Genomic DNA, 26,253 nt, shown 5'->3' with positions numbered 1-26,253 from the left:
GTACTATTGCTTCCATTGAGCTAGCTGCTAGATCAAAACCATCTTTCTAGCTGTTCTAGTGCTTGCCAAAATCCTTCACCCCCATTTTTATGGCCTTGCCATATCTCTGGAATAAATGAAGCTGTAGGATTGAGAGTATTTAGATCTTCTGCTAGCGCGAAAAAATCAATTTCGCCCTTGCCAATTTGTAATCCCTCGCCGTCTACTCCTTTCGCATCGGCAATATGGTAGTGAGCAGCATAAGGCGCAACCTGCTGAATAAAGGATTTAAAGGACCATTGCTGCTGGTTGCAGGTTAGCTTGGTGTGCGAAACATCCAAGCAGATTCGGTACCCTTGTTGGCCACAAAAGTCGGCTATATCTTGACAGTCCAAAAATAAATTGTGATATCGCTGTCCGCCGAAATGCCAGGGAAAAGGCGGCATGGTTTGAGGCATAATTTCCACACCTTTGGTTTCTAGTGCTGACAGGCTGTTTAGCAATAGCTCATATCGCTTTTTTCGATCGCTCACCGAGAGTGGCGCTTCGGCAGTGACCCCTCCCACGTTGGTGACAATCTGGGGCCGCTCAGATTGAAAATAGGGTTTGAGCGATCGCGTAATGTCAATCACCCGCTGGAGCTGCTCGATGGACTGATGGCGATAGCGTTCATCTTCCGAGCAGAGATCGAGAATGTGGTCATTGGCGAATAGTTCTGGGCTGTGAACCACCAGTTTTAGATCGTAGGGTTGATCAAAGTACTGGCTAATATCCTCATCCATATCTTTGTAACTGAGGTGAAACTCAGCCAGGGTAGGATTGGACTTCGCCAAAATTGATTTGAAGTCGTGATAGCGCACTGGCAGTCCCCAAGGGCGCTTAAAGCAATAGGATCTAGGCTGGGCTGACCGATCGAGCAGATCGCTGGGGAAGAAAAAGTCACCGGCCTTGAGCGGTCTCTTGGCCGGTAGCCCAATCAGCTCCAGTTTGCGGTTGGGCTGTAGGCCCTGTCCTGGACTTTTAACCGCTAGCATCTCGGCTGTAATCACTTCTCCCGGCTGCAGGTCGCACCGCGTTATGAGGCTCTTGGCCAGAATCTCTCGATTCAGCCGCTCACCCTGACTGATCTGGCGTGCCTCGGTCGTTCCCAGAGCTTGTTCAACCTGTCGGATGCCCGTTACTAGATTTTTGAATTCCTGAGGGAGCAGGCTGACTTTGTGATCGTTGCCTTCCAGAGTTTTATCAAGAGTGAGGTGTTTTTCAATGACTTTGGCCCCTTTAGCAACCGCCGCGATCGCCACGTAGATGTCCCGCTCGTGGCCAGAGTATCCCACCGGACAGTCGCCGATCTCTTGCAGTCGCTCTAGGTAGTTGAGCTGCACGTCTTTGAAGGGGGTTGGATAAGTAGAGTTGCAGTGCAGCAGGACATATAAACCCCCTAACTGTTTCAGCAGCGCTACGGTTTCTTTAATTTCCGTTTCCGTAGACATGCCTGTAGAGCAAATCAGCGGCTTACCAGTTTTGACCAGCGCGCTTAGCAGGTCATGATTGGTCAAGTCCGCCGAAGCTACTTTGTAAGCCGACAGTCCATAAGCTTCTAACTGTCTCAGGCTCTCGAAGTCCCAGGGAGTACACAGCGGTAAAATCCCTTTTTCCTGGCAATAGTCGAAGGTTGCAAACAGGGCTGCCGGACTGAGCTGATATCGGCGGAGCAAATCCAGCGTGTACTGCGATCCTAGATCTTCGCGGGTATCTTCTGCCCGACCACCATTGCGATATAGGGAAGGCAGGTGACGCATCTGAAATTTGGCGCAGTTGGCACCGGCGGCGCCAGCGGCGTCTACCAGTGCTTTGGCCCTAGCTAGACTGCCATTGTGGTTGTTGCCAATCTCAGCAATCACGAACGTAGGAGACTTAGCGTTTAGGGTAAAATCACCTAGCTGAATCCCGTTGGGACGGCTGCGGGCGATCGCTACCAAGCGGTGATTACGATCGAGTAAAGGAATAAACTCAATTTTTTCGGAAAAAGCTGCCTGAATGCTGTCACGCTCTGCGTCAAAAAAAGCAAACTTAAAGTCTTTATTGGAAATGCTAGAAATAGGCTGATTGAGATCGATGCTATTTTGCCGTACTAGCCAGCGGCGAAAGTCACCATCAGTAACGATGCCCTCAAGTACCCCAGATTCAGTGACAGAGAAGATGATGCGGCTTTTGTTATCGCTAATTTTTCTTAAGGCATCAACGATACTATCTTCAGCAAAGATGATGTACTTTTTCAGTTGAGTTTCGATAATCATAAGGCTAATTACCTAGTCTAATGATGACGCTTTAGCAGCGTTTCTATGACTTCAAATTCAGCTAAGCTATCAATTTCCCAGGCCGAAAGCTCATCCATCTCAAACAGCTCAATTCTTCCGCCCAGGCGATTGCCTCTCTCTTTCAAAACCCAGGGCTTAAAGACATAGATAGAACCATTTTCAACATACTGAGGATTCATCTCTTGGCGGCGCTGTCGCTGCTGGCAGTCATAGTTGATTGGTATCGCCTTGCCGTCAACTCTTTGCCAGAGAAATCGATGTGAGGGAGAAACAGAGAGCAGTGAATCGGCCCCGGTTTGACGCAATTTTGTGATTGCGCCGTCAATATCTTGGCCTGATCTAATAGGCGAAGTACATTGCAAGAAAACGATTAGGCTAGGCGAAAATCCGATCGACTCAATCTCTGTTAGAGCGTGAATCAAAGCAGATTCTGAAGTGGCTTCATCACTGGCTAATGCCGCTGGGCGGTGAATGACTGCTGCTCCATAGGACTGAGAAATCTGCGCAATTTCATCGTCATCAGTGGAAACATAGACTTGACTGATCAATTGAGCATCGTGACAGTGCAAAATTGAATGAGCAATTAGCGGTTTGTCTGCCAGCAGCCGCACGTTTTTGCGGGGAACTCCTTTAGAACCACCGCGAGCCGGAATGATTGCAATAACTTCCAACTGAGAATTTGATCGATTCACAATCTAGGCTTAGCTCTAAGAACTCATGCGTTCAATCGCAAACGGCATCGCTAGTCGATAAATGACCCAGGCCAGCAGTAAACCGATAAGGGCGATCGCGCTAGCAATCCAAAATCCAACCGGACTAGAAAGTTCGCTGGCGGTAGTCAGCTCCCGCAGGGTAACTAGGAGTGGCGTAACCGGATTGAGCCTAACCAACCAGCTAAAAGTCCCCTCCTGGGGAACTGGATAGATCACGGGAGTTAAAAACAGCCAAAATCCAGTCAGCAGCGTTAGACTTTTGGAAAAATCTTGATAAAGGGCACTCAAAGGGGCCAAAAATACCCCTACTAAGGTTCCTAAAAAAATCAAGTGGATCAAAGCGACAGGGGCTAAAACTATAGTCCAGCTGACGGGTATATGAAACCAAATAAAGAGTCCTACAATTAAAACGAGCTTGATGGCAAAATTGAAGCCGACTTCCCCTAATTTGGCCAGAATAAGGGCTTCGCGGGGAAAATTAATCTTAGCTAGCATCAGCTTAGCCTGGGTGACGGCCTGAATCGGTCCTTGAACTGCCTCTACAAATGTTTGCCAAATCACCGTATTGAACATGACGTAAGCCGGATAGGGGACGTCAGTTTCGCTGAAGGTAATCACTTTGGCATTGCTGGCCAGGGTAAGTCCAACTGCCATGACAATGGGAGGAATAAAAGCCCAAAAAAAGCCTAAGTAGGACTGTCGATACTGAGCGCTGATATCTCGGACTAACAGCCTCCAAGCTAGCTCGCGAGAAGACCGAAGATCCTGGAGCATTTCTGCTGCAAGCTGTCGCGGATCTTTAAGCTTACTCCTGTAGCTGTGAACAACGATAGGAAGCGCCTGACCGCAATCTTTCTGATGCATGACTATTGCTCATTTTGAACTCATTGCGGGATCCTCTTGATTAATGGGGGCAGGGGGGATCCTATCTCTACCACTAGCACTCGAATTTTGGGCTGCGTAACTCCTAGAATTCTTGGCAAATACCTACGCTATTCAATCTCCTAAGTTCCCTTCTAAAAAGAAAATTTTTAGGCTAATCTTCCTTCTTAAAGAGGATTAGAGGAGATATTTGAGCGAATGCTAAATGAGTTAGTATATTTCTTTTCAAACAAGTTTTTCTTAATCGCTTTTTAGATTGGCCTCCTCTGAAAATTAAGGTCTTGAGTTAAGTTATCAGTAATAAGCCGCTGCAATTTAAAGCTCAAATCAACTTTGCTAGTTTTTGGATAGGACTTATATAAAGTTTCCCTTAACCTATGACATCAATCTAAAACTGCTCTACGCTAAAGCACATAGGATTGAGCTGTTGAAAGTAGTTAGAGCTGATAAAACCAGCTTTACATTTTCTAAATATTCAGTCTTTGGTTTTCTGCCGAGTACCTACGTAGCTGAGATAAGTTGGCACAGCAGCTCGGTACTTCGTTAAAACTGCTCTAGGCAACCCTGCTGGTTCTGTCCCATGCCACTGGTTTCTGTCATTGTTCCGGTACATAACGGCGCTAAAACAGTTCGGGCCTCGCTGGAATCCGTTTTGCGGCAAACCCTGACGGATTTTGAGCTAATCGTTATTGACGATGGCTCGACAGATGAAACCCTCGCGGTTATTTCCGAGCTGAGAGACGAGAGGTTGAAGCTGTTTTCCTATCCCAACGCTGGGGTTGCCGCTAGCCGTAACCGAGGGGTAAGCCACAGTTCGGGGGCTTATCTTTCGTTTTTAGATGCCGATGATTTGTGGGTAGCTGACAAACTGGCCGCGCAGCTCACGGCTCTGCAGGCAAATCCTCAAGCTGCGATCGCCTATAGCTGGACTAACTATATTGATCAGGCCGATCGCCTGATCGATCGCGATCGGCGCGTGACGCTCAGCGGCGACGTCTATGCTCAGCTTTTAGTGCAAAATTTTTCAGAAAGCGGCTCCAACGTGATGATTCGTCGTCAAGCCTTTTTAGCGGTTGGTGGCTTTGATGAATCGCTGCATGGCCCGGAGGACTGGGACTTGCTGATTCGGTTAGCGGCCCGTTACCCCTTCGTGGCTGTAGCGCAGCTGGGCATTCTCTACAGAATTTGCGGTTCCAGTTCAGTTTCTGCCAATCTGCCTCGTCAGGAAGCCCAAACGCTTAAGGTGATTAATCGTTCTTTTGAGCAAGCCCCCGATGTGCTGCAGCCGCTCAAGCAAAAGAGCTTGGCTAACTTTTACCAATATCTCTGCTTCAAAGCGGCTGATGGCGCTTCTGGAAGAGAAAAAGGACAGCTAGCAGCTCACTATTACTGGCAGGCGCTCAAGGCTGATTGGACAGTTTTAACTCATCGCCTGGGGATGACTGTCAGAGTGTTTGTCAAAATTCTGGCGGCGCTGGCCTTGCCGCCGCTGGTCTATCAGCGACTGATCCTGTTATGGCGCTCATAGTTTCGGTTTGAACCTGTACTTGCAGTTTACCTCCGCCGCTACGGCGCTAAACAATGAAGCCTAGAATATCCGTCGTGATGCCCGTTCATAATGGCGAAGACTACATTGAGCTAGCCGTTGATAGTGTACTAAATCAGACCTTCAGCGATTTTGAGCTGATTGTGGTAGACGATGGCTCTAGCGATCGCACCGTAGAGCGCTTGCAGGAGTATCCCGACTCTCGGCTGCGGATTTATCAGCAACTCCCCAAAGGACTGGCCCCGGCCCTCAATCAGGGATTGCGGCTGTGTCAGGGGGAGTTTGTGGCTCGCATGGATGCCGATGATATTTGTCTGCCCAAGCGATTTGAGCGACAGGTGACCTTTTTGGAGGCCCACCCGGAGGTCGTGGCGGTCGGTTCTGAGGTGCTGCTGATTGATCCCGATGGCTGGCCCATCGCTCTGCGCGGTCATCACCAGTCTCACCCGCAGATTGAAAAGGAGCTTTTAGCGGGTCTAGGAGGCGCCATTACTCACCCAACGCTGATGGTGCGGCAGCAGGCGCTGGCTGAGATTGGCGGCTATTCAGAGGCGCGCCCCACCAACGAAGATCTACAGCTCTACTTACAGCTAGGGGAAGTGGGGCAGCTTGCTAACCTGCCAGAGGTTTTGCTGCACTACCGGGTCCATTTCAAAAGCGTCAATCATACCCAATACCAACAGCAGGTCGTCGATGCCGTGAGCATTGTCGAAGAGGCGATCGCCCGTCGGGGACTGACCGATCAAAAACTGCCTCAGTTTGGCAGTCGCAAGGGCTACGGCGATCCGCTGGTCTTACATTTGCTCTGGGCCTGGCAGGCGTTTAGGGCCGGAAACTTGGCCACCTCGCGCAAGCACGTTTTAGCGGCTTATCGGCTCAATCCTCGCTGCTTTCTCAACCCGCGACTGGTCGGTGCAATTGTGCTGCCTCCTCGCCTGACTCAGTTTCTGCGTCAAACCCTACGGCTCGATCAGCCAGCAACTTAAACCGCTAGTCGTAGAGCATCCATTCATAGGGCGTTCCTTGCAAACAGGCTTCTACCTCAGAAAAGTTGCGCAGTATTTTTTGCAGGGGAAAGGGATTGGTGCGGCTGCGCTTGATGGTGACAGGGTGAACCGGCAGGCCAATGAAGTCGCACACTCGCTGATAGCCCTGTTTGGGATTATTGAGAATGTCATCTTCATAGGTGAGCCAGAGGGCACGATCGCCGGCCAGGATCGCTTCTAGCTCGGCATAACCGCGATCGCGCTCTGCAAAGCTGTCAAGTAGGGGCATCTGGTAGTAGCCAAACCGAACGCAGTCAGTGTCTAAGGTAATGGGTTCGAGTTGGGCCTGGGTTCCGGCGGGCTGGTGCCAGACTTTGCCTTTTTGCTGTCCCACTTTTTCCGAAACATACTGTCGCAGATAGTTCTGGCGCTTCAGCCCGATAAAGTGGCGATAGCCTAACTGCCTCAGATCGCTGATGTACTGGGCGGGTACCGTATTCAAAATGGCTTTGCGCAGATGATAGGCCGGATGACACTTGGTTTCAAAGCCGTAGCACTGCCTGCGGGTGAGCCAGGCTAGCCCTACCCGCAGCCGCAGCAGCGACAGCGGCTCTTTCAGCCAGCGCGATTCCCAAAGCTGCTGGGTATACAGGCGTTCAAACACCTCTGAGTCCCAGAAAATATCGGGATGCTGGCCCAGCAAATCGCCTAAGACCGTGCTGCCACAGCGACCATAGTGCAGCATGGCAATGCGATCGCTGGGCTGCCAGATTTTTTCTAAAGTCTCCAGCAGCAGATTGGATTTTAGATTAGGCATGGTGGCAGCCCCTCCCGCGAATTTTCTGGTAAATCTGAGTCATGACTGGGTCAACGCTTCTAGGGCGTCGGCAAATGCAGGTACCGGAGCGGGGCTATAGCGATCGCGGATCCGCTGGGCCGCGAGGTGTCCCATCTGTGGCCAGCGCTGGCGGCAGGCCCAGGCCCGTTCTAAAGCCTGATCAAGGGAATCTACGGTAGGCGCAGTCGCTAAAAATCCGGTTTCTCCCTCATCCACCCAGTCTGGATTGCGCCCGCAGGCGGTGACAATGGCAATGCGCCCGCACCGCATCGCTTCAGCCGTCACCATCGGCATCCCCTCATAGCGCGACGGTAGCAGCAGAGCGTGGCTCTGTCGCCAAATGGTTTCAGGCTGAGCAAAGCCGCCAAATTTGACCTGTGACTGTAAGCCATAGAGCTGCACGAGGTCTTCTAGCTGGCTCTGATTGCCCTGATCGGCTCCCCAAAAGGTGACCTGCAGCGGGCGATCGCGCCATTTCGTCTGTTTCAGCATGCCTAGAATCAAATCCTGCCCTTTCTGCCAGCAGCCTAGACGGGCCACGCAGGCTAGCTGCCAGACCTCCGATGAAGGCCAGGGCAGCGGCTCAGTCAGAGTCACTTGCAGCGGATTGTCTACCACCTCAGCCTGGGGCAGCTTTGCTGCCAGATGAATTTCTAAAATGTCTCGATTTTCCTGCGACACAAAATAGCAGCGCTGAGCGTTCAGGTAGGCTTGCCGGTGCTGCTCTAGAGTAGCTTCTGTAATCCAGTGACTGGTGTTGGCGCAGTGGACTAAGGTGGCAAAAGGAATGCCTAGCCGATGGGCTACGCCACCAATACTCATATTGTCGGTGTGAGATCCGGCCGAAATCAGGCAAAAGTCAGGCGCAAAGCGTCGCAGCCATTGCCGATGACGCTGTTCCCAAGGCAGAGTATTGGTAAATTTTTGCTGCACCTGATCGACTAGGCCATGCCGCCAAAAGAGCTTGCCCCCCCGCGATTGAAGCTCAGCGAGCCGCTGCGGACAGCGCCGCTGCCACTGATAGTTGACGCCGACGGTGTGGCCTCGCTGTTGCAGCAGCAGGGCGGTCTCAGACCAGAGGTATTCGCTGGCTCCCCAAGCAATCCCCGTCATGGTGGAGTAAAAGCCAATTCTCATGACGGCACCTCCGGCTGCATTTTTTCTAGGGCAGCGACGAATTCTTGAACTGGGTGGTGGCTGTATCGCTGCTGTAGCCGCTCAGCCGCTAAGGCTCCCATTTCCTGCCAGTCGTGGCGGCGCTGCCAGGCTTTTTCTAATACTTCTCCTAAACAAGCCACCGTCGGCGCGGCGGCCAGGAACCCGGTTTCTCCTTCATCGACCCATTCCGGATTGCGCCCGCAGGCGGTGACAATGGCGATGCGTCCACACAGCATTGCTTCAGCCGTTACCATCGGCATTCCTTCAAACCGCGATGGCAGCAGCAGGGCATGACTTTGACGCCAAATCTCAGCCGGTGAGTTAGCAAAGCCGCCAAAGCAAATTTTGGCTTGAATACCGTAGAGACGAGCCAATTCTTCAAGCTGCTGCTGATTGCCCTGATCTCGCCCCCAAAAGACAACTTCCACCGGGCGATCGCGCCACTGAGCCTGCTGCAGCACCTGCAAAATCAGATCTTGGCCCTTAGAGCGAAAATGAATTCGTCCGACACAGGCCAGTCGCCAAACCGGATCGGGCTGGGGCCAAGGCAGTATCGTTGTCTGCTCCACTTTCAGGGGATTGTCTACAATCTGCGCCTGCGGCAGCTTTGCCGCCAGCAGCGTTTCCATGATGGTCTGATTCTCAGCCGAGACAAAGAAACAGCGCTGCGCTTCTAAATAGGCGCTGCGATGGGTTTGGAGCTGAAAGTGCGTAATCCAGTCGCTGGGGCTGGCACAGTGCAGCAAGATGGCAAAAGGAATGTTATGGCGCAGGCAGGCTTTGGCAATGCTGACATCTTCCGTGTGATAGCTGACGGAAATCAATACGAAATCCGGCGCGAACTGCAACAGCCAGCGATCATGCTGGCGTTCTAGGGTTAGCAGTACCTTGTAGAAGAAAAAACGTACCTTCTCGGCCACGCCGCCTACGGGTCGCTGCCGCCAAAAAATGGTTCCTCCCTGTGCCTGAAGTTCGGCCAGCCCCTCTAGACAGTCTGGGTACCACGGATAGTTCACGCCCAGCTGATGCCCTTGAGCCTGTAGTACCAGAGCGGCCTGTGACCAAAGCTGCTCCGAGGCTCCCCAGGCCAGACCGTTGATAGTCGAGTAGATCCCTAGTCGCATATGTCCTTAGCCAAAATCTTTTTGATGAGAGCTGGGTCAAACCGGCAGGTCTGATTTTGGGCGTAGTAAGCGGCTGCCTGTTGGCGGCACTGAGCTTGCCAGTCGGCATAGAAAGTCTCATTAGTACAGAGCCGCGCTAGAATGCTACTCAGTTTTTCGGGCGGCAAAAACTGAGACGCGCAGCAGGCTAAATCCTGAGTGTAGTAGCCGTTGGGCGTGCTGACAAAGAACGAAGGCAGTCCGCTAGCTGCCGCGATTACCGAGGCTCCGCTAAACAGACTAACGGTCACAGAGGCGCGGCGCAGATCGTCTGTCAGACTGTAGGCAGCAGCAGAAATCTCGCAGCGATCGGGAAACTGGGCGGCAATTTGTGGCCACTGCTGTCGGTCTGCTGCTGCCGGATGGGGCCGCACTATGACTTGCTTCAGGTCAGTTGCCTGCTGACACAGCATCCTTACCAGATGCCGCAGGGCTGCCTCCTGTTCAGCTAAACCATACAGATGAGTGGCCCAGCGAGTGGACTGATCGAGAATCAAAACTGTTTTCCGGCTGAAATTATGGCTCAAGTCCACAACGGGATCAAACAGAGATCCTACAGGTACATATTCCTGACAGACCGTTTCTCGCTGAGTCGCATCGGCAAAAGTAGACTCCATCTGGCTAAGGAGCTGAGCTGAGCTGTCCCCAAAGCAAAGATACTGGTGCGCCAGAATAGGGATGTCTAAGCTATGTCCTACCACACCTTGCTGTAGCGTAACGACCTTCTTATGACGCTGCAGCCCGGTCTGCGCCACGGCGCTGCACAAAGGCAGCCAGTGACAGCGAACTATAGCGGTTTCAAACTCAATCTGGGGTGCCCATGCTTCCCACTCCATTAAACGGGCGGCGGCCCACTCAAATTCTGGCAGGGCACTGTCATACACACAGATACCGTGCGGAGCCAGAATCTGACGCACGCGCTCAAAGTCTTTTCGCGATCGCTGCCGCGCCATGCCTAGATGAAAGCGGGCATCTAGCCGTCCTAGTCTACCAGCAGGGTCTAAAAAATCCAGCCGTCCAGGCAGAGATTGCCCAGCTGTGGCCTGCTGCAATCTGCGGGCAATCCCAACGCTAATCCCCTTGTGCAGCAGACATAAAATCCGAATGTCTTGCTGCAGCAGACTCTGCAACAAGCGAATGATTAGCTCGTCTTCTTGCTGCCGCGCCCATAGCCAGATGCCACAGACGACCACATCAGCTCGATAGCACCGTTTAGGAACTGCAGTAGTCAGGCTTTGCGCAGTTCTAGCTAGGGCTGAGAGTCGTCTTGGCGGTGGTGCATAAACCGTTTGGGGGAGGGAATCAGGACTGAAGCCCACATGTTTTTGCAAACTGTAAAAGTAGTGTTGCAGACTGGGAGAAGTCTTATACAACAACACTTGCGCTGCGGCAAAGGCTTCAGCTACCCCTTGATTCGGAAATCTAAAGTTTGCTAGCACGATTGGCAAATTTCAGCGACATAAATATTAGTCATGCATCAAAGCCTTCGGTGCGTTACGGCTTCGCCTGACACGCCCTCCGGCATCGTTTATTGACCCTCTATTTGGCAACTAGAGTTTTCCTTTTCCAGAACAGCCCGCGATCGCTCTAGCCAGCTTGTGGTCACACCTCCGAAGCGATGCTCTAGCTTTTCTAATTCTTCTAAGTAGTAGGTAGAAAAAATTGCTTCAATATCTGACGGAATGGGTAGCTGAATCGGCTTTTGATTGAACTGAGTAGCTAGCGTATCGGCTTGGTAAAAGTCCATATTGTCAACGCCTAAAAACTGATAAATTCTTTTTAAGAACAGCTTTGGCTCTCGTTTTAGATCGTCATAAAATCCAATCAGCATTTGCTCAGGGCTAAAATAGCGTTCCCAAATTTCTAAATTTTTGATGTACTGACTATTGGCGAAAAGCCACTTATCTTGCAAGTCCCGCTCAAAAACTGTTTTTCTGACGATTTCTGCGGTTAGATTTTGGGGCTGCCAGTTAACTAAGCTGATACATCTAAGAAGAATATGCGACCAGGTGCGCTCAACCGGGCTGCGGAGAATGTAGATGACTTTGATGTCAGGAAAGTTCTCTCGAAGGGCGGCGATATTGCTTTCTGGCATCGTTGCATAGAGCGGCGTAATATCTCCTGTGATTTTGGCTTGTCCCCAATTGAAAAGAGAGCTATACCACTGAGGACTGCGCGGCATGAAAAAGTAGTTTAGATACCAGCTCAGATGACCGGGACGCAGCCAAGCTCGCTTGTCTTGCCAGAAAAACCTAACCTGCATCCGCCAGTATTCATAACGCTTTTGATCTCTGCCAAACAGACGCCCCCTCAGGTTATATTCCGGCTCATTGAAATAGCGCAGCTCTTTAATGGGCGGCAGCCAAATTTCGGGATGCTGCTGCAAATTGTGATGCAGCCAGGTAGTGCCGCTCTTGATCGCACCAATACAAATAAAATCAGGCTTCATGATGAAATAGGGCTAGCGCTGCCAGACTTCGACACATTGTTGCTTGAAGGCGCAGTGAAATCCATTCTTAGAGAGCAAGTCAGTGCAGATGGCGATCGCTTCTTTGCCAATAATCCAGTCATGAAATTCCACGATAATGGTTTTGATGTGGCCGAGATCAGCTGCATTTTCGACCAAGAAATCGTGTTCACCGCCTTCAATATCTAAAATTAGCGCTGAAAAGGTAAAGCCATGAGCTTCTTCTAAAGCTTTCAAAGTTTTGACGGGTACCTGAACTTTTTGCCCGGTCTGGCGATTGGCGCTGCCGCCGACAATTAGCGGATGAATGAAGAACTCACCGTCAGATGTGTCAGAAACTAGGCAGTGTTCAATGACGAACTGACACTGATTTTTGGCTTTATTCTTCGCCAACCAGGGAATTAGGTGAGGATTGGCTTCGACTACCACATGCTTTTGAGGGTCTGACAGCTTGCGATTTGTGAGGCAGGAAATCACGCCTAAACAGGCACCTAATTCTAGAACGTTGTCCCCTGGCTGAATGAATTTTTCAACTAAAAAAACTTCTCTGCTTTCATAGCCTTTGTAGAAAAAGCGGGAGCGAAAACTGCGCGTAGTTAGCTTCTTTGGAATTTCAAACCGACAACCCTTAATTCGATAGTCATCATACAGGAAGTCAAATAGGAATCCAGCCAGACTGTTACCACCGCCATCTGCTCGATCGAATAATCGTAAAAATTTAACTAAACTGAAATAAACAAAAGCGGCAGCTTTTTCTATGATCCAGTGTCTAACAAAAGTCTGATTCATTAGTATCATTTGAAAACATCATCATTTTGTTTATTTCTTAGTCTAAAAAATGCTAAAAGACAGTAACTCCTATTTTGCTTTAGACTCAATATCTGATCGGACTGCTTTAGCGACATCACTCGCTGAATTTAGCTGGCAGGGAGCATGTCCACTCATTTCACCCTCAATAAAAATTTTCAAACTTTTAGAAAGCCAAACCAAGCTGTAAATACCCGTATGGTCATGCACTAGAGTGCTAATTTTATAATGTCCTGCTTTTAAGTTAATCGGGCCAATGTCAACAACAAACTGATTTTTACCTGACTGTATATCTAGCTCAATATTTTGAAACTTGCTGTGCCACTCAGCTACAAACTGCTCCAAGACGTTGTAAAAGGCAAATCTTAAGGTAATGTTGTCAAATTTTTGATCGGCCTCAAACTCCAGCGTAATTTTGAGATAATTGTTGTAGGTCAAAACAGCAGGTTCTGCTTCAAGTAAGCAGTTACTATTTGCTTCTGCCCGCACTGAGACTGATGTGATGCTGGGCGATAAGCGCTCAAACTCGCTTTTGCTTTGACCTTCTAGATTATGGTTAATTTCATAGTAGGTTTTAACCCCTGTCTGCACATCGCCGGCGTGGTAACACTGACCCTCTTTCAGCAAAAGCGTGTGCGTGCAGGTCTGCACGATTTGATCCATATGGTGGGAGACTAAAATAACCGCTGCTTTTTGTCGCAGTTCGCCGATGCGGTTATAGCACTTGCTGCGAAAGGCTAAATCGCCCACTGCCAAGACTTCGTCTAAGATGAGAATATCGGGTTCTAAAGCGGTAGCGATCGCAAATCCGAGTCTGACCTGCATTCCCGTACTGTAGCTCTGGACGGGGGTATCAATAAAATCCCAAATTTCAGCAAAGTCGATAATCTCATCAATTTTCTGGTCAATTTCGGCTTTGTTCAAGCCTAAAACAGAAGCGCCGACGTAGATGTTTTCTCGTCCGGTCAAAATTGGGTTAAAACCTGCACCCAACGCAATCAGGGCGCTCATGCGGCCCCGCAGCGTAATCTGCCCCTGATCTGGTTTAATTAAGCCGTGAATCAGCTTCAGCAGCGTAGTCTTACCTGCGCCATTTTTGCCAATTAGCCCTAGACATTCCTGCCGTTTTAGCTCAAACGAGATATCCTTTAAAGCCCAAAATTCTTCTTTACGTAAAGCGTCTTTAGAGGCTTCTCGACACAGCATCTCGCCGCTAATATCTTGTAAGCCATACCAGAGCGATCGCTTTAAATCGCGACAAAACTTTTTAGAAACTCCATCTACCTGAATTAGTGTTTCAGTCATAGCCGGATAGCTTGATGCCAATTTGCCCACATACTGTTTTGCAAAGTTGTTGAGTGATTAATTGATTAAAATTAAGCTCTGTTGGTAACAGAAATCACTGTTTTTTGAAATTGCGGCTTAGATTGAAAAAATATGCCTATTATTTGGCAGAAAAGAACGGATCAGCAAGCTATATAGTACTGAAGAGGTGGTCTATAGCTGAATCAGCTACCTGACATCTTTATTGAACTCTCATGCAACTGAGAGCCAGATGAGGCAAAAATTCAACAAAGCTACGGTTGCGCTTAGCAACTCCGTTTATCGTGACTGACTTAGCTGCAGCGATCGCACTGGCTTAGGAAGCCGCAATTACCTGATTGCGACCCAAGGCTTTAGCCTTGTAAAGGGCGGTGTCAGCCGCTTGAATGACAGCAGTGCTTGTCTTGCCGTGCTGCGGCAAGCAGGCCACGCCTAGCGATATGGTCAAATTTTCTAAAAGATGATCCTGATGCGTCAGCGACATCTGGCTGATTGCTTGGCGGATTCTCTCAGCCTTGGTCTGTGTTTCTGCCAAAGAGGATTCGGGTAAAACCAAGATCATTTCTTCGCCCCCATAGCGGCAGGCAAGATCTGAGTCGCGCGTAATGTCTCTGAGCAACTGTCCCACCGCCTGCAGGACGAGATCGCCCGCGTCATGCCCATAGGTATCGTTGAATCGCTTGAAGTGATCTACATCCAGCATGATGATGCCAATAGGATGCTTATGCCGCTGCGATCGCGCGACCTCCTGATTGAGCGATTCTTCCAAATAGCGACGATTAAAGAGGCCCGTCAGCGGATCACGAATGCTTTGATGCTGCAGCGTTTCTCGCAGATGCAGATTGGCTAGAGCTAGGGCGATCTGCTCCGCAACGGTGCGGGCTAGCTGCTGCTTAGATTCTGGCAGCGCCTCTGCATTCTCAGCGCTGAGATGGAGCAAGCCTAGAGTTTCTCCCTGGGCAATCATCGGAATGCAAAGCGTTGTGAAAACTTCAGCCTCGGCAGATACGTGGTTACAGCGCAGGCCGGAACGCTCTTGAACAACAGTATGACTTCGGCCGCGGCGCAGACCCCAGCAGGCTTTGGGGGCAAAGCTCTTTTCAGACTTGAGCTGACTCCCCCAAGAGGCTACGCTCTCAACCCGGTTGCGGGAAGCGCTGGTGATAAAAATGCCGCCAGAACAGTCGGGAAACAAGGGGTCTACGAGGCAGGTGATGGCGGCACAGGCTTCTTCAATCGTCAGACAAGCCTGCAAAAACTCGCTCATTTCGCTCAGCAGCATCATCTCTACGTTACGCTGCTTCAGATCCCCTACGCGCCCCTCAAGCTGCAGGTTGGCTTGCTGTAGGGCAGTCTCCGACTGTTTGATCTCAGTGATGTCACGAAAGGTAACTGCAAAGCCGTCCCCTAGCTTAACGGCAATATTTTCAAACCAGCAGTCGATACCGTCATGGTCGTAGTAAAATTGCCGCTGAACCGGGTCGCCTGAGTTGACGACCTGCACATAGAGATCAAATAGCCCTTCTTCGCGATTTCCCGGCAGTTCCTCCAACATGCGTTTACCAATGAGCTGCTCGGCGGAGCGACCTACTACTTCACAAGCCGCCGGATTACATAGCAGCCATTCAAAGTCAACAATTTGGCCCTGCTGGCGCACGGAGCGAAACGCCATGATGCCGTCAAGCGAACTATTCAGGACGCCAGCTAGCTGCATTTCTGAAACTTTAAGAGCCTCCTGCATCTCGATAGTTGGCGTCACATCTAGATGACTACCGACTATCCGCACTACCTCCCCTGATTCATTTTTGAGCTGAATAGCCCGTGAGAGAATGTGCACAATGGAGCCGTCTTTGTGACAAAAGCGCTGAGTGGTGGAAAAACGGTCTATCTTGCCGCGGCGATAGTCTTCTAAGAGCTGCAGTAGGGCAGAGCGATCGGCCTCTAAAATGAGTGATTCCCACGTTTGCAGCGTGTTTGCCAGTTCATGATCGCGGTAGCCCAGCATTTCCTTCCAGTGGGGAGAAAAGTAAATCTCGCCAGTGAGCAAATCCCAGTCCCAAAAACCTTCTGAAGTGGCGTGAATAAAAAGCTCAAGCTGCTCTTTTGTCTGCTTTAAATCCAGTTCTGCCTGTTTTTGCTGGGTAATATCCCGGATAACGACTAGGACTTCATCCCCTCCTAGCGGTTGGATACGAGCCTCTTCGTAGCAAATCTTTTCTTGAATCCAAAAGCTGTACTCCTGTCGCTGAATTTCTCCCGTTGCCAAAGCCCTTTGAGCCAGTTGAATCCGCTCATGAGCAATTTCAGGCGGCCTCATGTCTGTGACCCAAGTTCCTTGAATTTCCTTCCCTGACTTGCCAGGATGTAGGTCCTGAATCAGATCCTGATTGAGAATCTCTGTCTGCAGGCCGTCTTGATGCATCCGCATCAAAAAGTCGGGAACCGCTTTGATCAGTGCTCGGTTGGTAGCTTCGCTTTTACGCAGCGTCTCTTCAGTTCTGCGGCGCTCAGTCACATCGCGCACAATCACTAGGCATTGATCAACGTCACAGGGCACGATGCGAACCTCTTCGGCGCACAGCACTCCATGTTTTTTCAGCTCATGCTCCCATACTTGCAACTTGCCGCTAGCTAAGGCGGCTGCAATTCCAGCCAAATTTCTCTGCAGCAGCTCTGGCGGCAACACCTCGGCTAGGTTCTGCTGAATGGGTAGAAAAGCTTTGTCCTGAGTTTTGGGGGCAAAGAAGTCATAGCAGGTGCCATCTCGTCCGACTCGCAGCAGCAAATCAGGTATGGCTGATAGAATCGCCTGATTGGTGGCTTCGCTCTGCCGGAGCTGTTCTTCAGTCTGTTTGCGCTCGGTGATATCAACGTGACAGCCGATCATTCTTACCGGCTGACCCGCTTCGTCCCACTCAATTACCTGACCTGAGCAAATAACCCAGACGATGGAACCATCCTTGTGGCGATAGCGGACTTCGCCATAGTAAGGCACCTGACCGTGGCTTTGCACATGGCGCTCAAAGCAGGCTAAAGCGCCAGGGAGATCTTCAGGCAAAATAAGCTGCTGCCAGGTTTCCGGTGAGTTTGGCAGCTCGTGATCTTCGTAGCCAAACATGCGTTTGAGGCCAGGGCTGAAATATTCTTGATTATGGGCAATATCCCAGTCCCAGTAGCCAGCTAAGATCACATCTAGAATATTTTCTAGCAGCTTGAGTTCGCTACCCACCCGTTCGACCTGCTGCTTGATGGCTTCTGTCTGCTGATGGGCTGCTTCAAGCCGCTTTCTTTCAGAAATATCCTGAACAATATAGGAAAACTGGGGGCGATCGCTCTCTGCAATGCCAATGTAAGACACGGTAGCAAGCAGCCAGCAGGTTTCAGACTTGGCAGTGTGCTTATAGCTGAACTGCACGGGCTGTCGTTGCTGCTGGCTTTGGCGGTAGTGAGAAACCCAGAGCTGCACTAAGTCCTTAGGTGCGCCGAGTTCGCTAAGCCACTTATTCGTCAGGGCTTCTGGCGTGGTTTCAAAAAATTCAACCGTCGCTGGATTATGAAACGTATGCAGAATGTCGTCATCGGCTGAGAGTTCCACGCCGCCCATCATCAGCGGAGATGTCTCATAGAAGATGCGCAGGATAACGGCTTGCTCCTGCAGAGCCATTTGTACCTGCCGCTGGGCGGTTATGTCTCGAAAGATGCCGCGAGTATAGAGGGGCATTCCTGCCTGATATTGGGTGTTGATATTTCCCTCTAGCAGAATTTTGCGTCCGTCTTTTGCCAGGAAGATGACTTCCAGGTGTTTCGCGGCCTGAGTTGTATTTGCCTGCAACTGCCCAAAGAGCGCCTGACAGCCGGGGAGGCACTCCGGAGCGAGGATGTCGAAAATGGTGAGGGCGGCGATTTCCTCAGCGCTATACCCCAGCGTTTCTCGCCAAGCGCGATTGACATAGACAAAGTGACCGTCGCGCAGGGAAACGCTTTGAATCAGATCGCTGGCGTTATCAAAAAAGTCTTCAAGCTGTTCTTTGCTCTGGCTGAGCTCGCTTTCGGCCTGTTTGCGATGGGTGATATCAATGCCAGAGGCCGTCAGATGGGTAATGTTCCCGGCGCTATCAGTAATCGGCGCGAGCGAAAAATCAACCATGATTTGCCGCCCCTCTTTTACCTGCGCCGCAATGTCAAAGCGAACGACATTTCCCTGCTGGGCCTGGGCGATCGCCTGCCATATTCTCTCCTGAGCGGCGGCCTCATAGCCCCACCAGTAAGTTTCCGCGAAGGACTGGCCGATGACATCCTCGCGCACTAGTCCGGCAATCTCTAGGGGAGCCTGGTTAACCTCTAGCAGTTTGCCCTTGGGCGTTATCACCGCAACAAACGTCAGCAGGCTGTTGAGAATTTGGCGCAAAAATACCTCTCGCTGCCGGATTGCGGCCACCGCCTGGGTATGTTCATAAACCTCTTCTAAAAACCGCTGGTTGGTATTTTCTATCTCCTGGGTCTGCCGCGCTGCGCTAGTTTCAAGTTCTAGCTTTGCTGCTTGGAGCTGCTCGGCTAGGGCCGCCTGATGCACAGCAATGCTGAGCTGTAAGGCCACCTGCTGCAAACCCTCAACTTCCCAGGTCTGCCACTGTCGCGGCCCGGTACAGCTCTGGGCCATCAACAGCCCCCACGGCTGGGTCTGGTTGCAAATCGGCACCGTCAAACTGGCTTTGACCTGAAGCTGGGCCAGCAGTGCTGTCTGTTCTGGCTCTAGGTTGGCGGTTGCCACATCAGCGATCGCTAAAAACCCCTGCTCTAGGTCGGTCTCAAGCCAGTGAGCCTCTAGGGCGGGATGTGCGACTGTCTGATGCAGCCGCGATGGATGGGCCGGCAAGACGGCCTCAGCTACGATTTGACCGCTCCCGTTAGCATCGAACTGACAAATCCAGAGGCGATCGCAACCCAACAGATCCCGCACCGCAGCTACGGCGGTTTGCTCAATAGTCTCTAGCGCCTGCGATCGCTGAATTTGTTGGGCAATCTTTGTCGTGAGGGGACACCAATTTGTCGGCTGGTCGCAATGATCGGGTGATAGGCTCTGTTGTGATTGTTCAGTCGTCAAAGCGTGGAGCTGGGATCCCCTAAAAATATCCATGTAAGCGTCTATATTTGATTTGTAAGCGTCTATATTCGGTCTTTTCTCTAGAGGTTTGGGCTAATTTAACCCTAAAAATACTGAATTTTCATGGGCGGATCCGCGTATTTTCTGATCAGAGCTGGTGGCTGCCTCAGCCAGCCATCAGCCAAAAGTACTAGAGCAAATCTTTGTTCTTTGCCTTGACTCGCTCATAAACTTCTGACATGGCGTCAATAAACGAATTTTCCCGTGACCAAAAAGCCGGAAAATCACCCTGTTTTTTAATCATAACGGCTGAGACTAACGCCGCTGAAGCTGGTTCAACTGACTGGGGCAGTCGCTTTTCTCCCTGCCAAAAGCGCTGCAGATCGCTATCTGCAACCGTTGTGACGGCTGGCCGGGTGAAATAGCTCTCGGCAGATTGGGGCGCTTGCTGCTGGGCAGTTAGCTCCTCTGCCAGTGCCTGCCCCAGCGGGGATTTAGCTAGCTCTGCCTGTAGCGCCTCGCGGGATAACCCCCGCAGCTCAAACAGTAAAAACGGGTCGCGATCGAGCTGGGCCGCTAGCAGGTAATGCACTCCGGCAATATGCTTGCAGGGGTTGCTCCAGTCCGGGCAGGAACAGTCGGTGGAAAAATCTTGTTTGCTTTTGGGCAGAAAAGGCAGTCCCAAAGTGACGAAGCTGTCTTCAATCGATTCGGGCATTTCATTGAGCATCAGCCGGGAGATGAGGCTGGCTTTGGAGGCCATCAGCGCGACTACTGCCGCCCATTTGGCCTTACTAATTGGCTGAAACTCAATGCTGGTATGGTACAGAGGCTCTTTATAGACCCCGAAATAGGGATTGACCGAACCGCGCACCTGAGCGGTGACGGTGCCGTCTACAATCTGAAAATCCAGCACTTTGCCATTGCGGGCGTAGCTGCGACCTCGGCTGAGGCGGGCCGAGTCTGAAATCTCTTCTAAGGCGGCGATAAACTTTTGCCCCCACCAGGTACGACTCATCTGGGCCATGATCTCTACTCCAAAATCGCCTGCTTATTCAGGGCTATTAGCTTTTGAAAAGCATTATTATCCAGCTCCGTCAGCCAGGACTCATCTGAACCAACAATCGCCCCGGCCAGCTTTTTCTTGTCTTCAATCATCTGATCAATCCGCTCCTCCAACGTTCCCATCGCCACAAACTTGTGGACGAATACGTTTTTCTTTTGGCCGATACGAAAAGCCCGGTCAGTGGCCTGATTTTCTACTGCCGGGTTCCACCAGCGATCGAAATGGAAGACGTGATTCGCCTTCGTCAGGGTAATGCCCACACCCCCCGCCTTGAGCGACAGCACAAACACCGACGGCTCAGTTTCAGGATCTTGGAACTGGGCGATCATCTGCTGCCGCTTGTCGCGGTTAGTGCCGCCGTGAATATAGTGAGTGGGGTAGTGGCAGGTATGGCGCAGATAGTGCTCTAGAGCGTCGCCAATTTCTCGAAACTGAGTAAACACTAAGGCACTTTCGCCCTCGGCCATGACTTCCGCGAGCATTTCCAATAGGCGGCTGAGCTTATGCGATCGCTCTGGGGTAAAGTCGCTCTCGTCTTGCAAAAACTGGCGAGGATGATTGCAGATTTGCTTGAGCTTGGTCAGCGTCGCCAGAATCATGCCCTTGCGCTGAATGCCCTCGGCAGCTTCGAGCTGGCCGGTAATGTCTTTGATCACCGCTTCGTAGAGGGATGCCTGCTCTGGGGTGAGGTTGCAGAACAGCTTTTGCTCAACTTTGTCGGGCAGGTCTTTAATGATCGACTCGTCTGTTTTGACGCGCCGCAGGATAAACGGCTCTACCAGCTTCTTCAGCGTCATCGAGCGCTGCGGATCGTTATTTTTCTGAATCGGTAGCTCGAACTGTTTGCGAAACTGGGCCTGCTTGCCCAGGTAGCCAGGATTGAGAAAGTTGAAAATTGACCAGAGATCCATCAGCCGGTTTTCCACGGGCGTTCCGGTCAGAGCGAGTCGATGATTGGCTGACAGCTTTAGAATCGCTTTGGTCTGGGCGGCCTTGGGGTTTTTAATATTTTGGGCTTCATCAAGGACGACCCGGTGCCAGGTGACTTGGCTAAACAGTTTGGCATCTTTGCGGGCCAGGGTAAAAGAGGTAATCAGCACGTCATGGCTGCGGCAGGCGGCTTTGAAAGCTTTGGCTTCTTGGGGGCGATCGCTGCCGTGATGCACGACTGCTTTCAGGTGAGGCGCAAACTTTGCCAGTTCATGATACCAGTTGCCCACGACTGAGGTGGGGCAAATCAGCAGCGTCGGCGGCATCTGCTTGATGCCTTCCTGAGCCGCTAGCTCTCGCTCCTGCACCAGTCGGGCAATCACCTGCACCGTTTTACCCAGGCCCATATCATCAGCTAAGCAGCCATTGAGCCCCAAACTTTCCAAATAGTGCAGCCAGGAAAGCCCCCGCTTTTGGTAGTCCCGCAGGTTGCCCTGGAGCTGATCTGGGTCTGGCGTCAGGGACAGGTGGCTTTTGTCCTGGAGCTGGGTGAGCATGTCGCTGAGGGTGTCGTCTCGCTCGAACTCTACCTCTACGGCTTCATCGCCCTCTGCCGCCAGCTTCATAAACTCCAGCAGGCTCATCTCTGGATCTTCCTGTCGCTTGTGCTGCCAGAACTCCAGCATTTGCCGCATTTTGTCTTGGTCTAACTCTATCCACTGGCCCCGAAACTGCACCAGCGGCGCTTTAGCATTGACGAGCTGATTCCACTCTTGCTGACTCACAGGCTGATCGCCGATCGCCAGCTCATACTGATATTGCACCAGCGTATCGAGGGAAAAGTAGCTCTTAGCTTTGTCATTACCACCAATAGACTTGCCCTTAGCCTTTAGCCGCACTTTGGCCCGCTGCCGCCCTTTCGGCGTCCACCAGGCCGGGATAATCACTTTATATCCAGCATCTTCCAGCACCCAGGCCGACTCTTTCAGGAAGTCAAAAGCTGCTTCCAATGTGATAAATATGCCTACGGGCTGGTCGGTTTCTAGGCCGCGCCAAAAGGCGGGATAAATGCGAGCGGCGTAGCCCAGATTCATTAGCAGATGCTGCTCAAAATTTTCGCCAAAGTGCTGCTCCATCTGCTGCTGGCGATCGCCCTGCAGCCGCCAAAAATCCAGCAGTGAGATGCGCAGGGAGGGGTCATCTTTGGGCGCAACCTGAAACTGGATCTGCCAGGGGTCTTCCGGCTTTGGCGGTTCCTGGAGCTGAAAGCAAACATGAAACGGAGCAGCCGTCTGCGAGCGGCGAATGCGATCGCGCCAGGCTTGCCACTGCTGATATTGCTCTAAGGCAGTCGGCGTTTTCCAAGGTGGATGACTAGCACTAGGGCGTAAGCAGTGCTGGATTAGGGAACCGTCGATCTTTTTATCAAAGGCGTTAGTAGTAGGCGTGCGGGTGACAATATCGTGGAGCAGATATTCCGAGAAGTGGCGTAGCAGCGCTGCCGGGTCATAAAACCTGGGAGCCTCCTGCGGCCCTGCAAATCCGGCAGTGCAGACCAGTGGCATGTACTCTAAGTAGGTCTGCAGGGTGCTTTCGTAGCGATCGCCAATCAGCTCCCAGCCAGGGTAGATTTCAAACTCAGGGGACTTTTGAGTCTTACTTTTCGATTTGGCAGATTTCTTCGCCGTTTTGCGGCTGCCAGCTAGCTCCCGATATTTCAGCGCCGGAATGTATTGATCCCGCAGAATCACCTGCTTGAAGGCTTGGGTGTAGTGATACCAAAACAGCAGATCAGCGCCGAGCTGCACTTCGTCGGCTAAGTTATAGAGGGCAATGAAGTGGAGATCGTTGAGCAGGCTGATGGCGTTGCAAGCAGTGGAGTAGCTCTGATGGGCGATCGCGGGATAGCAATCCACTTGCCAATACTGCCAGTCGAACTCATCAGGCGGTTCAGCTTCCAGGTAGCGGGAGAGTTCGAGGGACGGCAGCGGCATTTCCTCAGCGGTGGGCAGTAGGAAGTATTGCGGCGCAATTAGGTCCTCTAGTTTCCGGTTCGGTGCAGGTTTAATGCCGAGTTCTGCGGTGAGGAACTCCGCTAGTTCAGCCCGGGTGAGCTGGCGCGGATGGGGCTGCCCCGATTTGCGCAGGCGGCGGCTTTTGGTCTCAGTCTCGACCCATAGATAGAAGGTGCCGCCTTGAATGAAATCAGTTGAAGCGTGAGGAATCCAAGTGCCGTGGAGTATTTTCATCAGTTTACGCCTGCATCCCTTTTTGAAAAGGGTATCAGATCTAGCTTCAACCTTTTTATCGAAGGCGTTCGTGGTGGGAGTATGAGCGACAATGTCGCGGAGTAAAATGTAGCAGCAGACATAGAAGATCAGCCAAGCCAGACTACGTTAACTTACCTTTCTTTCAGTTCTTTTGAATAAGCTGATGGCTCCAGGAAGTATTAGTACTTTGAGCGATCGCTTCTTTTCAAGCACAATGTCTACATCATGAAGGTGACAACCCTATTAAACTTAGCTACTAAAACCAACGGCCCAAATTGCTGTCATTCTTTATCTAAGCGAGGACTCGCCTTGAGTGTAATTGCGGCAGCTGCTATCGGAGGCGCTTGCACGCCTGAGCAACCGCTGAGCCTTAACAGGGTAGATAAGGTAGCGATCGCCAACGCTACAAGTGCAGCTGACGTAAAAGCTACCGCCGAGCGCGCTGACGAACTGGCCTCCTCTGGCACAAAGCTAGCGGCTTTGACAACAGCGCTGCAGTCGGCACGACTGTTGGAGGAGAGCCAGACATCCGATGTGGCGATTCAAAATGAAGTAAAGGCCGCTCTTTTAGCTGCGCTCTCGGCAGACGCGACTGGAGTAGTAGAGTTTGAAGGCCATAGTGACCAGGTCTGGAGTGCTCAGTTCAGCCCGGATGGTCGTCGGGTCATCACGGCTAGCGATGACAACACAGCTAAGGTTTGGAAAGCTGACGGCACGCTTCTCTATACGCTAGAGGGACACAGCAATCATGTTGTGGATGCTGCTTTCAGCCCAGATGGCAAGATTATAGCTACGGCTAGTGATGGTATGGATGGCGCCGTCAAACTTTGGCAAGCCGACGGCACGCCTATCGCAACCCTAGAAGGCGACAGTTCCTGGACAACCGACATCAGCTTTAGTCCAGATAGCCGTACCTTAGCTGTTGGCACTTTCGATCGTCAGGTCAACATTTGGCAAACGGATGGAACACTGCTGCAGACGTTGGAAGGCCACAGCAGATCTGTCATAGAGACTCGCTTTAGCCCAGATGGCACACTGCTGGCCACTGCCGAGTTCGGTGGCACTGTTAGGCTGTGGCGAACCGATGGAACGCTACTTCATGTTTTAGAAGGTCATAGCGATGATGTTTTCGATCTTAGCTTCAGCCCAGATAGTCAAATGCTTATCACAGCTAGCCGCGATGATTCAGCTAGGCTATGGCGGACTGACGGAACGCTACTGCATACCCTAGAAGGTCATAGCGACTGGATTCTTGACGTTAGCTTTAGCCCAGATGGCACACTGATTGCTACTGGCAGCGCAGATGGAACTGCCAAGCTATGGCAAACTGATGGCACCTTACTACACACCTTAGAAGGCTCTGCTACGGTACTAGACGTACGTTTCAGCCCTAATGGTCAAACCCTTGTAACAGGCGGCAATCTTCCTAAGCTTTGGAAAACTGACGGGACGCTTTTACACACGCTCAAAGGTTTTGACAACATGGCAACGGATGTGCGCTTCAGCCCTGATGGAAAAGCCATCTTGATGGCAGGCAACGATCGTGAAAAGGGCGGCCCTGGTAGTGCTCAGATTTGGCAAATTGATGACGATACGCTGCTGAACATTCACGCCGACCTCCATACATTCACCTTGCCCGACCAGAGTTCGAGACCGCTCACCTTCAGTCCTGATGGGAAAAGTGTTGCTGCTTCCAGTGACGACGGCACGATTAAACTGTTTCAACTTGATGGTGAACTGCTGCACACGATAGATAGCGATTTGGGATCGCATCCATGGGTTGTATTCAGCCCCGATGGGCAAACACTGGCTGTGTACAGCTACGGCAGCGTTGTTGAATTGCGGCAGGTTGACGGTACGCTGCTGCATACCCTAGATGGACATAAGTTTGCCACAGGCGCTTACTTTAGCCCCGATGGTCGCTTGGTTGCGACCAAAACGGGTGAGGAAAATGCAGGTGTAGGAACTGTAAGGCTTTGGCAACGCAGCAACGGCGAACTTCTGCAAACACTAGAAGGTCACACGAAAGTAATTTACGACATACAGTTCAGTCCCGATGGCCGTAGGATCGCTACGATAGACGCAAGCGGCATTGCTAAGCTGTGGGCTACTGACGGAACGCTGCTGCATACGCTAGAAGCCAACAGCGACGACAGTGAAGATCGGGGCATTGGATCATATATAAGCTTCAGTCCCGATGGCACAACGGTTGCAACATCGAGTCCTGGTGGCATCGTTAAAATATGGAACATGGATGGCGTTCTGCTCCATACGCTAGCTGATAGCGTTTTTATTAGCTTCAGTCCTGACAGTCGCCTGATAGTGACGTCCAATCCTCTTGATAGCACTACGGCGCTGCGGCTGTCAGACGGCACGCTAATTGACACCTTGGAAGGTCGGTACAGCAAGTTTAGTCCAGACGGTAGCACTATTGTCACTAAAAGCGGTGACTCCATCAACTTTTGGCAAATCGATGGTACGCTTTTCTACCAGCTACCAGGCGACTTCGTACACTTTAGCCCAGATGAAAGCACTCTCTCAGTCGTTGATCGAGATCTCGGTGACGACATTACGACTATCAAAACATTGCCGTGGGAACTCGGTCTGCTCAGGTCTCACACCTGTCAGCAAATAGAAGACTACTTGCAAAGCAGTCCTTACGTTTCAGAAGAGGCACAACGAGAAGGCTGTCAAAGATAGCGG

General features: G+C 51.3%; 16 protein-coding genes and 1 pseudogene. 3 read left to right on the top strand and 14 right to left on the bottom strand.

Annotated features, from left to right (window positions below; translation table 11 throughout):
• Window positions 1–32: 32 nt before the first annotated feature.
• From QJQ48_RS21725 to QJQ48_RS21715, 3 genes are read right to left on the bottom strand one after another with little or no spacing between them, the layout of a single operon-like run.
• The gene (locus QJQ48_RS21725; protein ID WP_346293345.1) at window positions 33–2,276 is read right to left on the bottom strand and encodes an N-acetylneuraminate synthase family protein; all 2,244 of its coding nucleotides are present in this window, start codon (window positions 2,274–2,276) and stop codon (window positions 33–35) included.
• 17 nt (window positions 2,277–2,293) lie between these two features.
• A complete protein-coding gene (locus QJQ48_RS21720) occupies window positions 2,294–2,968 on the bottom strand; it encodes an acylneuraminate cytidylyltransferase family protein (RefSeq protein ID WP_346293377.1) in 675 nt (224 codons plus the stop codon).
• Window positions 2,969–3,004: 36 nt separating this feature from the next.
• On the bottom strand, window positions 3,005–3,874 hold the full coding sequence (locus tag QJQ48_RS21715) for an ABC transporter permease (RefSeq protein WP_346293344.1): 870 nt from the start codon (window positions 3,872–3,874) through the stop codon (window positions 3,005–3,007).
• 598 nt (window positions 3,875–4,472) lie between these two features.
• Here QJQ48_RS21715 and QJQ48_RS21710 point away from each other — a divergent pair.
• A complete protein-coding gene (locus QJQ48_RS21710; protein ID WP_346293343.1) occupies window positions 4,473–5,420 on the top strand; it encodes a glycosyltransferase in 948 nt (315 codons plus the stop codon).
• A 53-nt stretch (window positions 5,421–5,473) separates the two neighbouring features.
• Window positions 5,474–6,424 carry a glycosyltransferase family 2 protein gene (locus QJQ48_RS21705; RefSeq protein ID WP_346293342.1) on the top strand — a complete coding sequence of 317 codons (951 nt, stop codon included), beginning with the start codon at window positions 5,474–5,476 and terminating at the stop codon, window positions 6,422–6,424.
• Window positions 6,425–6,428: 4 nt separating this feature from the next.
• Here QJQ48_RS21705 and QJQ48_RS21700 read toward each other — a convergent pair whose 3' ends face one another.
• The 11 genes and pseudogenes from QJQ48_RS21700 to QJQ48_RS21655 all read right to left on the bottom strand — a co-directional run bounded on the left by QJQ48_RS21700 (window position 6,429) and on the right by QJQ48_RS21655 (window position 23,529).
• Window positions 6,429–7,241 (bottom strand): hypothetical protein, encoded by an 813-nt coding sequence (locus QJQ48_RS21700; protein WP_346293341.1) that lies wholly within the window; start codon window positions 7,239–7,241, stop codon window positions 6,429–6,431.
• A gap of 39 nt (window positions 7,242–7,280) precedes the next feature.
• A complete protein-coding gene (locus QJQ48_RS21695) occupies window positions 7,281–8,399 on the bottom strand; it encodes a glycosyltransferase family 4 protein (protein ID WP_346293340.1) in 1,119 nt (372 codons plus the stop codon).
• Window positions 8,396–9,544, bottom strand: coding sequence for a glycosyltransferase family 4 protein (locus QJQ48_RS21690; protein ID WP_346293339.1), 1,149 nt, complete (start codon window positions 9,542–9,544; stop codon window positions 8,396–8,398). Before QJQ48_RS21690 ends, QJQ48_RS21695 begins: the two co-directional genes overlap by 4 nt.
• Window positions 9,535–10,956, bottom strand: coding sequence for a hypothetical protein (locus QJQ48_RS21685; protein WP_346293338.1), 1,422 nt, complete (start codon window positions 10,954–10,956; stop codon window positions 9,535–9,537). Before QJQ48_RS21685 ends, QJQ48_RS21690 begins: the two co-directional genes overlap by 10 nt.
• A gap of 155 nt (window positions 10,957–11,111) precedes the next feature.
• A complete protein-coding gene (locus QJQ48_RS21680; RefSeq protein WP_346293337.1) occupies window positions 11,112–12,032 on the bottom strand; it encodes a sulfotransferase family protein in 921 nt (306 codons plus the stop codon).
• 12 nt (window positions 12,033–12,044) lie between these two features.
• A complete protein-coding gene (locus QJQ48_RS21675) occupies window positions 12,045–12,839 on the bottom strand; it encodes an FkbM family methyltransferase (protein WP_346293336.1) in 795 nt (264 codons plus the stop codon).
• A gap of 69 nt (window positions 12,840–12,908) precedes the next feature.
• A complete protein-coding gene (locus tag QJQ48_RS28470; protein WP_487247702.1) occupies window positions 12,909–13,346 on the bottom strand; it encodes a Wzt carbohydrate-binding domain-containing protein in 438 nt (145 codons plus the stop codon).
• A 75-nt stretch (window positions 13,347–13,421) separates the two neighbouring features.
• A pseudogene (locus tag QJQ48_RS28400) lies at window positions 13,422–14,063 on the bottom strand (ABC transporter ATP-binding protein); the annotation flags it as partial.
• A gap of 433 nt (window positions 14,064–14,496) precedes the next feature.
• Window positions 14,497–19,317 carry a PAS domain S-box protein gene (locus tag QJQ48_RS21665; protein WP_346293334.1) on the bottom strand — a complete coding sequence of 1,607 codons (4,821 nt, stop codon included), beginning with the start codon at window positions 19,315–19,317 and terminating at the stop codon, window positions 14,497–14,499.
• A 157-nt stretch (window positions 19,318–19,474) separates the two neighbouring features.
• Complete coding sequence (locus QJQ48_RS21660) at window positions 19,475–20,311, bottom strand: SWIM zinc finger family protein (RefSeq protein WP_346293333.1); 837 nt, start codon at window positions 20,309–20,311, stop codon at window positions 19,475–19,477.
• Between the two features lie 5 nt (window positions 20,312–20,316).
• Window positions 20,317–23,529, bottom strand: coding sequence for a DEAD/DEAH box helicase (locus tag QJQ48_RS21655; RefSeq protein ID WP_346293332.1), 3,213 nt, complete (start codon window positions 23,527–23,529; stop codon window positions 20,317–20,319).
• Window positions 23,530–23,859: 330 nt separating this feature from the next.
• On the opposite strand from QJQ48_RS21655, the gene QJQ48_RS21650 reads away from it, so the two are divergent.
• Window positions 23,860–26,250, top strand: a complete 2,391-nt coding sequence (locus QJQ48_RS21650) for a WD40 repeat domain-containing protein (protein WP_346293331.1) — start codon at window positions 23,860–23,862, stop codon at window positions 26,248–26,250.
• Window positions 26,251–26,253: the final 3 nt, after the last annotated feature.

The sequence above is a fragment of the Sphaerothrix gracilis Ecp01 genome, from assembly GCF_030405905.1.
In the GTDB taxonomy this organism is placed as follows: Bacteria; Cyanobacteriota; Cyanobacteriia; order Phormidesmidales; family Phormidesmidaceae; genus Sphaerothrix; species Sphaerothrix gracilis.
The sequence above is the reverse complement of the archived record's forward strand: the minus strand, read 5'-3'. Positions and strand labels throughout refer to the sequence as shown.

Bases quoted from the DNA above. Each gene is read 5' to 3' on its own strand.
- QJQ48_RS21700 (WP_346293341.1), bottom strand. From the start codon at position 7,241: ATGCCTAATCTAAAATCCAATCTGCTGCTGGAGACTTTAGAAAAAATC.
- QJQ48_RS21660 (WP_346293333.1), bottom strand. From the start codon at position 20,311: ATGGCCCAGATGAGTCGTACCTGGTGGGGGCAAAAGTTTATCGCCGCC.
- QJQ48_RS21725 (WP_346293345.1), bottom strand. From the start codon at position 2,276: ATGATTATCGAAACTCAACTGAAAAAGTACATCATCTTTGCTGAAGAT.
- QJQ48_RS21665 (WP_346293334.1), bottom strand. From the start codon at position 19,317: ATGGATATTTTTAGGGGATCCCAGCTCCACGCTTTGACGACTGAACAA.
- QJQ48_RS21715 (WP_346293344.1), bottom strand. From the start codon at position 3,874: ATGCATCAGAAAGATTGCGGTCAGGCGCTTCCTATCGTTGTTCACAGC.
- QJQ48_RS21710 (WP_346293343.1), top strand. From the start codon at position 4,473: ATGCCACTGGTTTCTGTCATTGTTCCGGTACATAACGGCGCTAAAACA.
- QJQ48_RS21655 (WP_346293332.1), bottom strand. From the start codon at position 23,529: ATGAAAATACTCCACGGCACTTGGATTCCTCACGCTTCAACTGATTTC.
- QJQ48_RS21690 (WP_346293339.1), bottom strand. From the start codon at position 9,544: ATGCGACTAGGGATCTACTCGACTATCAACGGTCTGGCCTGGGGAGCC.
- QJQ48_RS21705 (WP_346293342.1), top strand. From the start codon at position 5,474: ATGAAGCCTAGAATATCCGTCGTGATGCCCGTTCATAATGGCGAAGAC.
- QJQ48_RS21675 (WP_346293336.1), bottom strand. From the start codon at position 12,839: ATGAATCAGACTTTTGTTAGACACTGGATCATAGAAAAAGCTGCCGCT.
- QJQ48_RS21695 (WP_346293340.1), bottom strand. From the start codon at position 8,399: ATGAGAATTGGCTTTTACTCCACCATGACGGGGATTGCTTGGGGAGCC.
- QJQ48_RS21680 (WP_346293337.1), bottom strand. From the start codon at position 12,032: ATGAAGCCTGATTTTATTTGTATTGGTGCGATCAAGAGCGGCACTACC.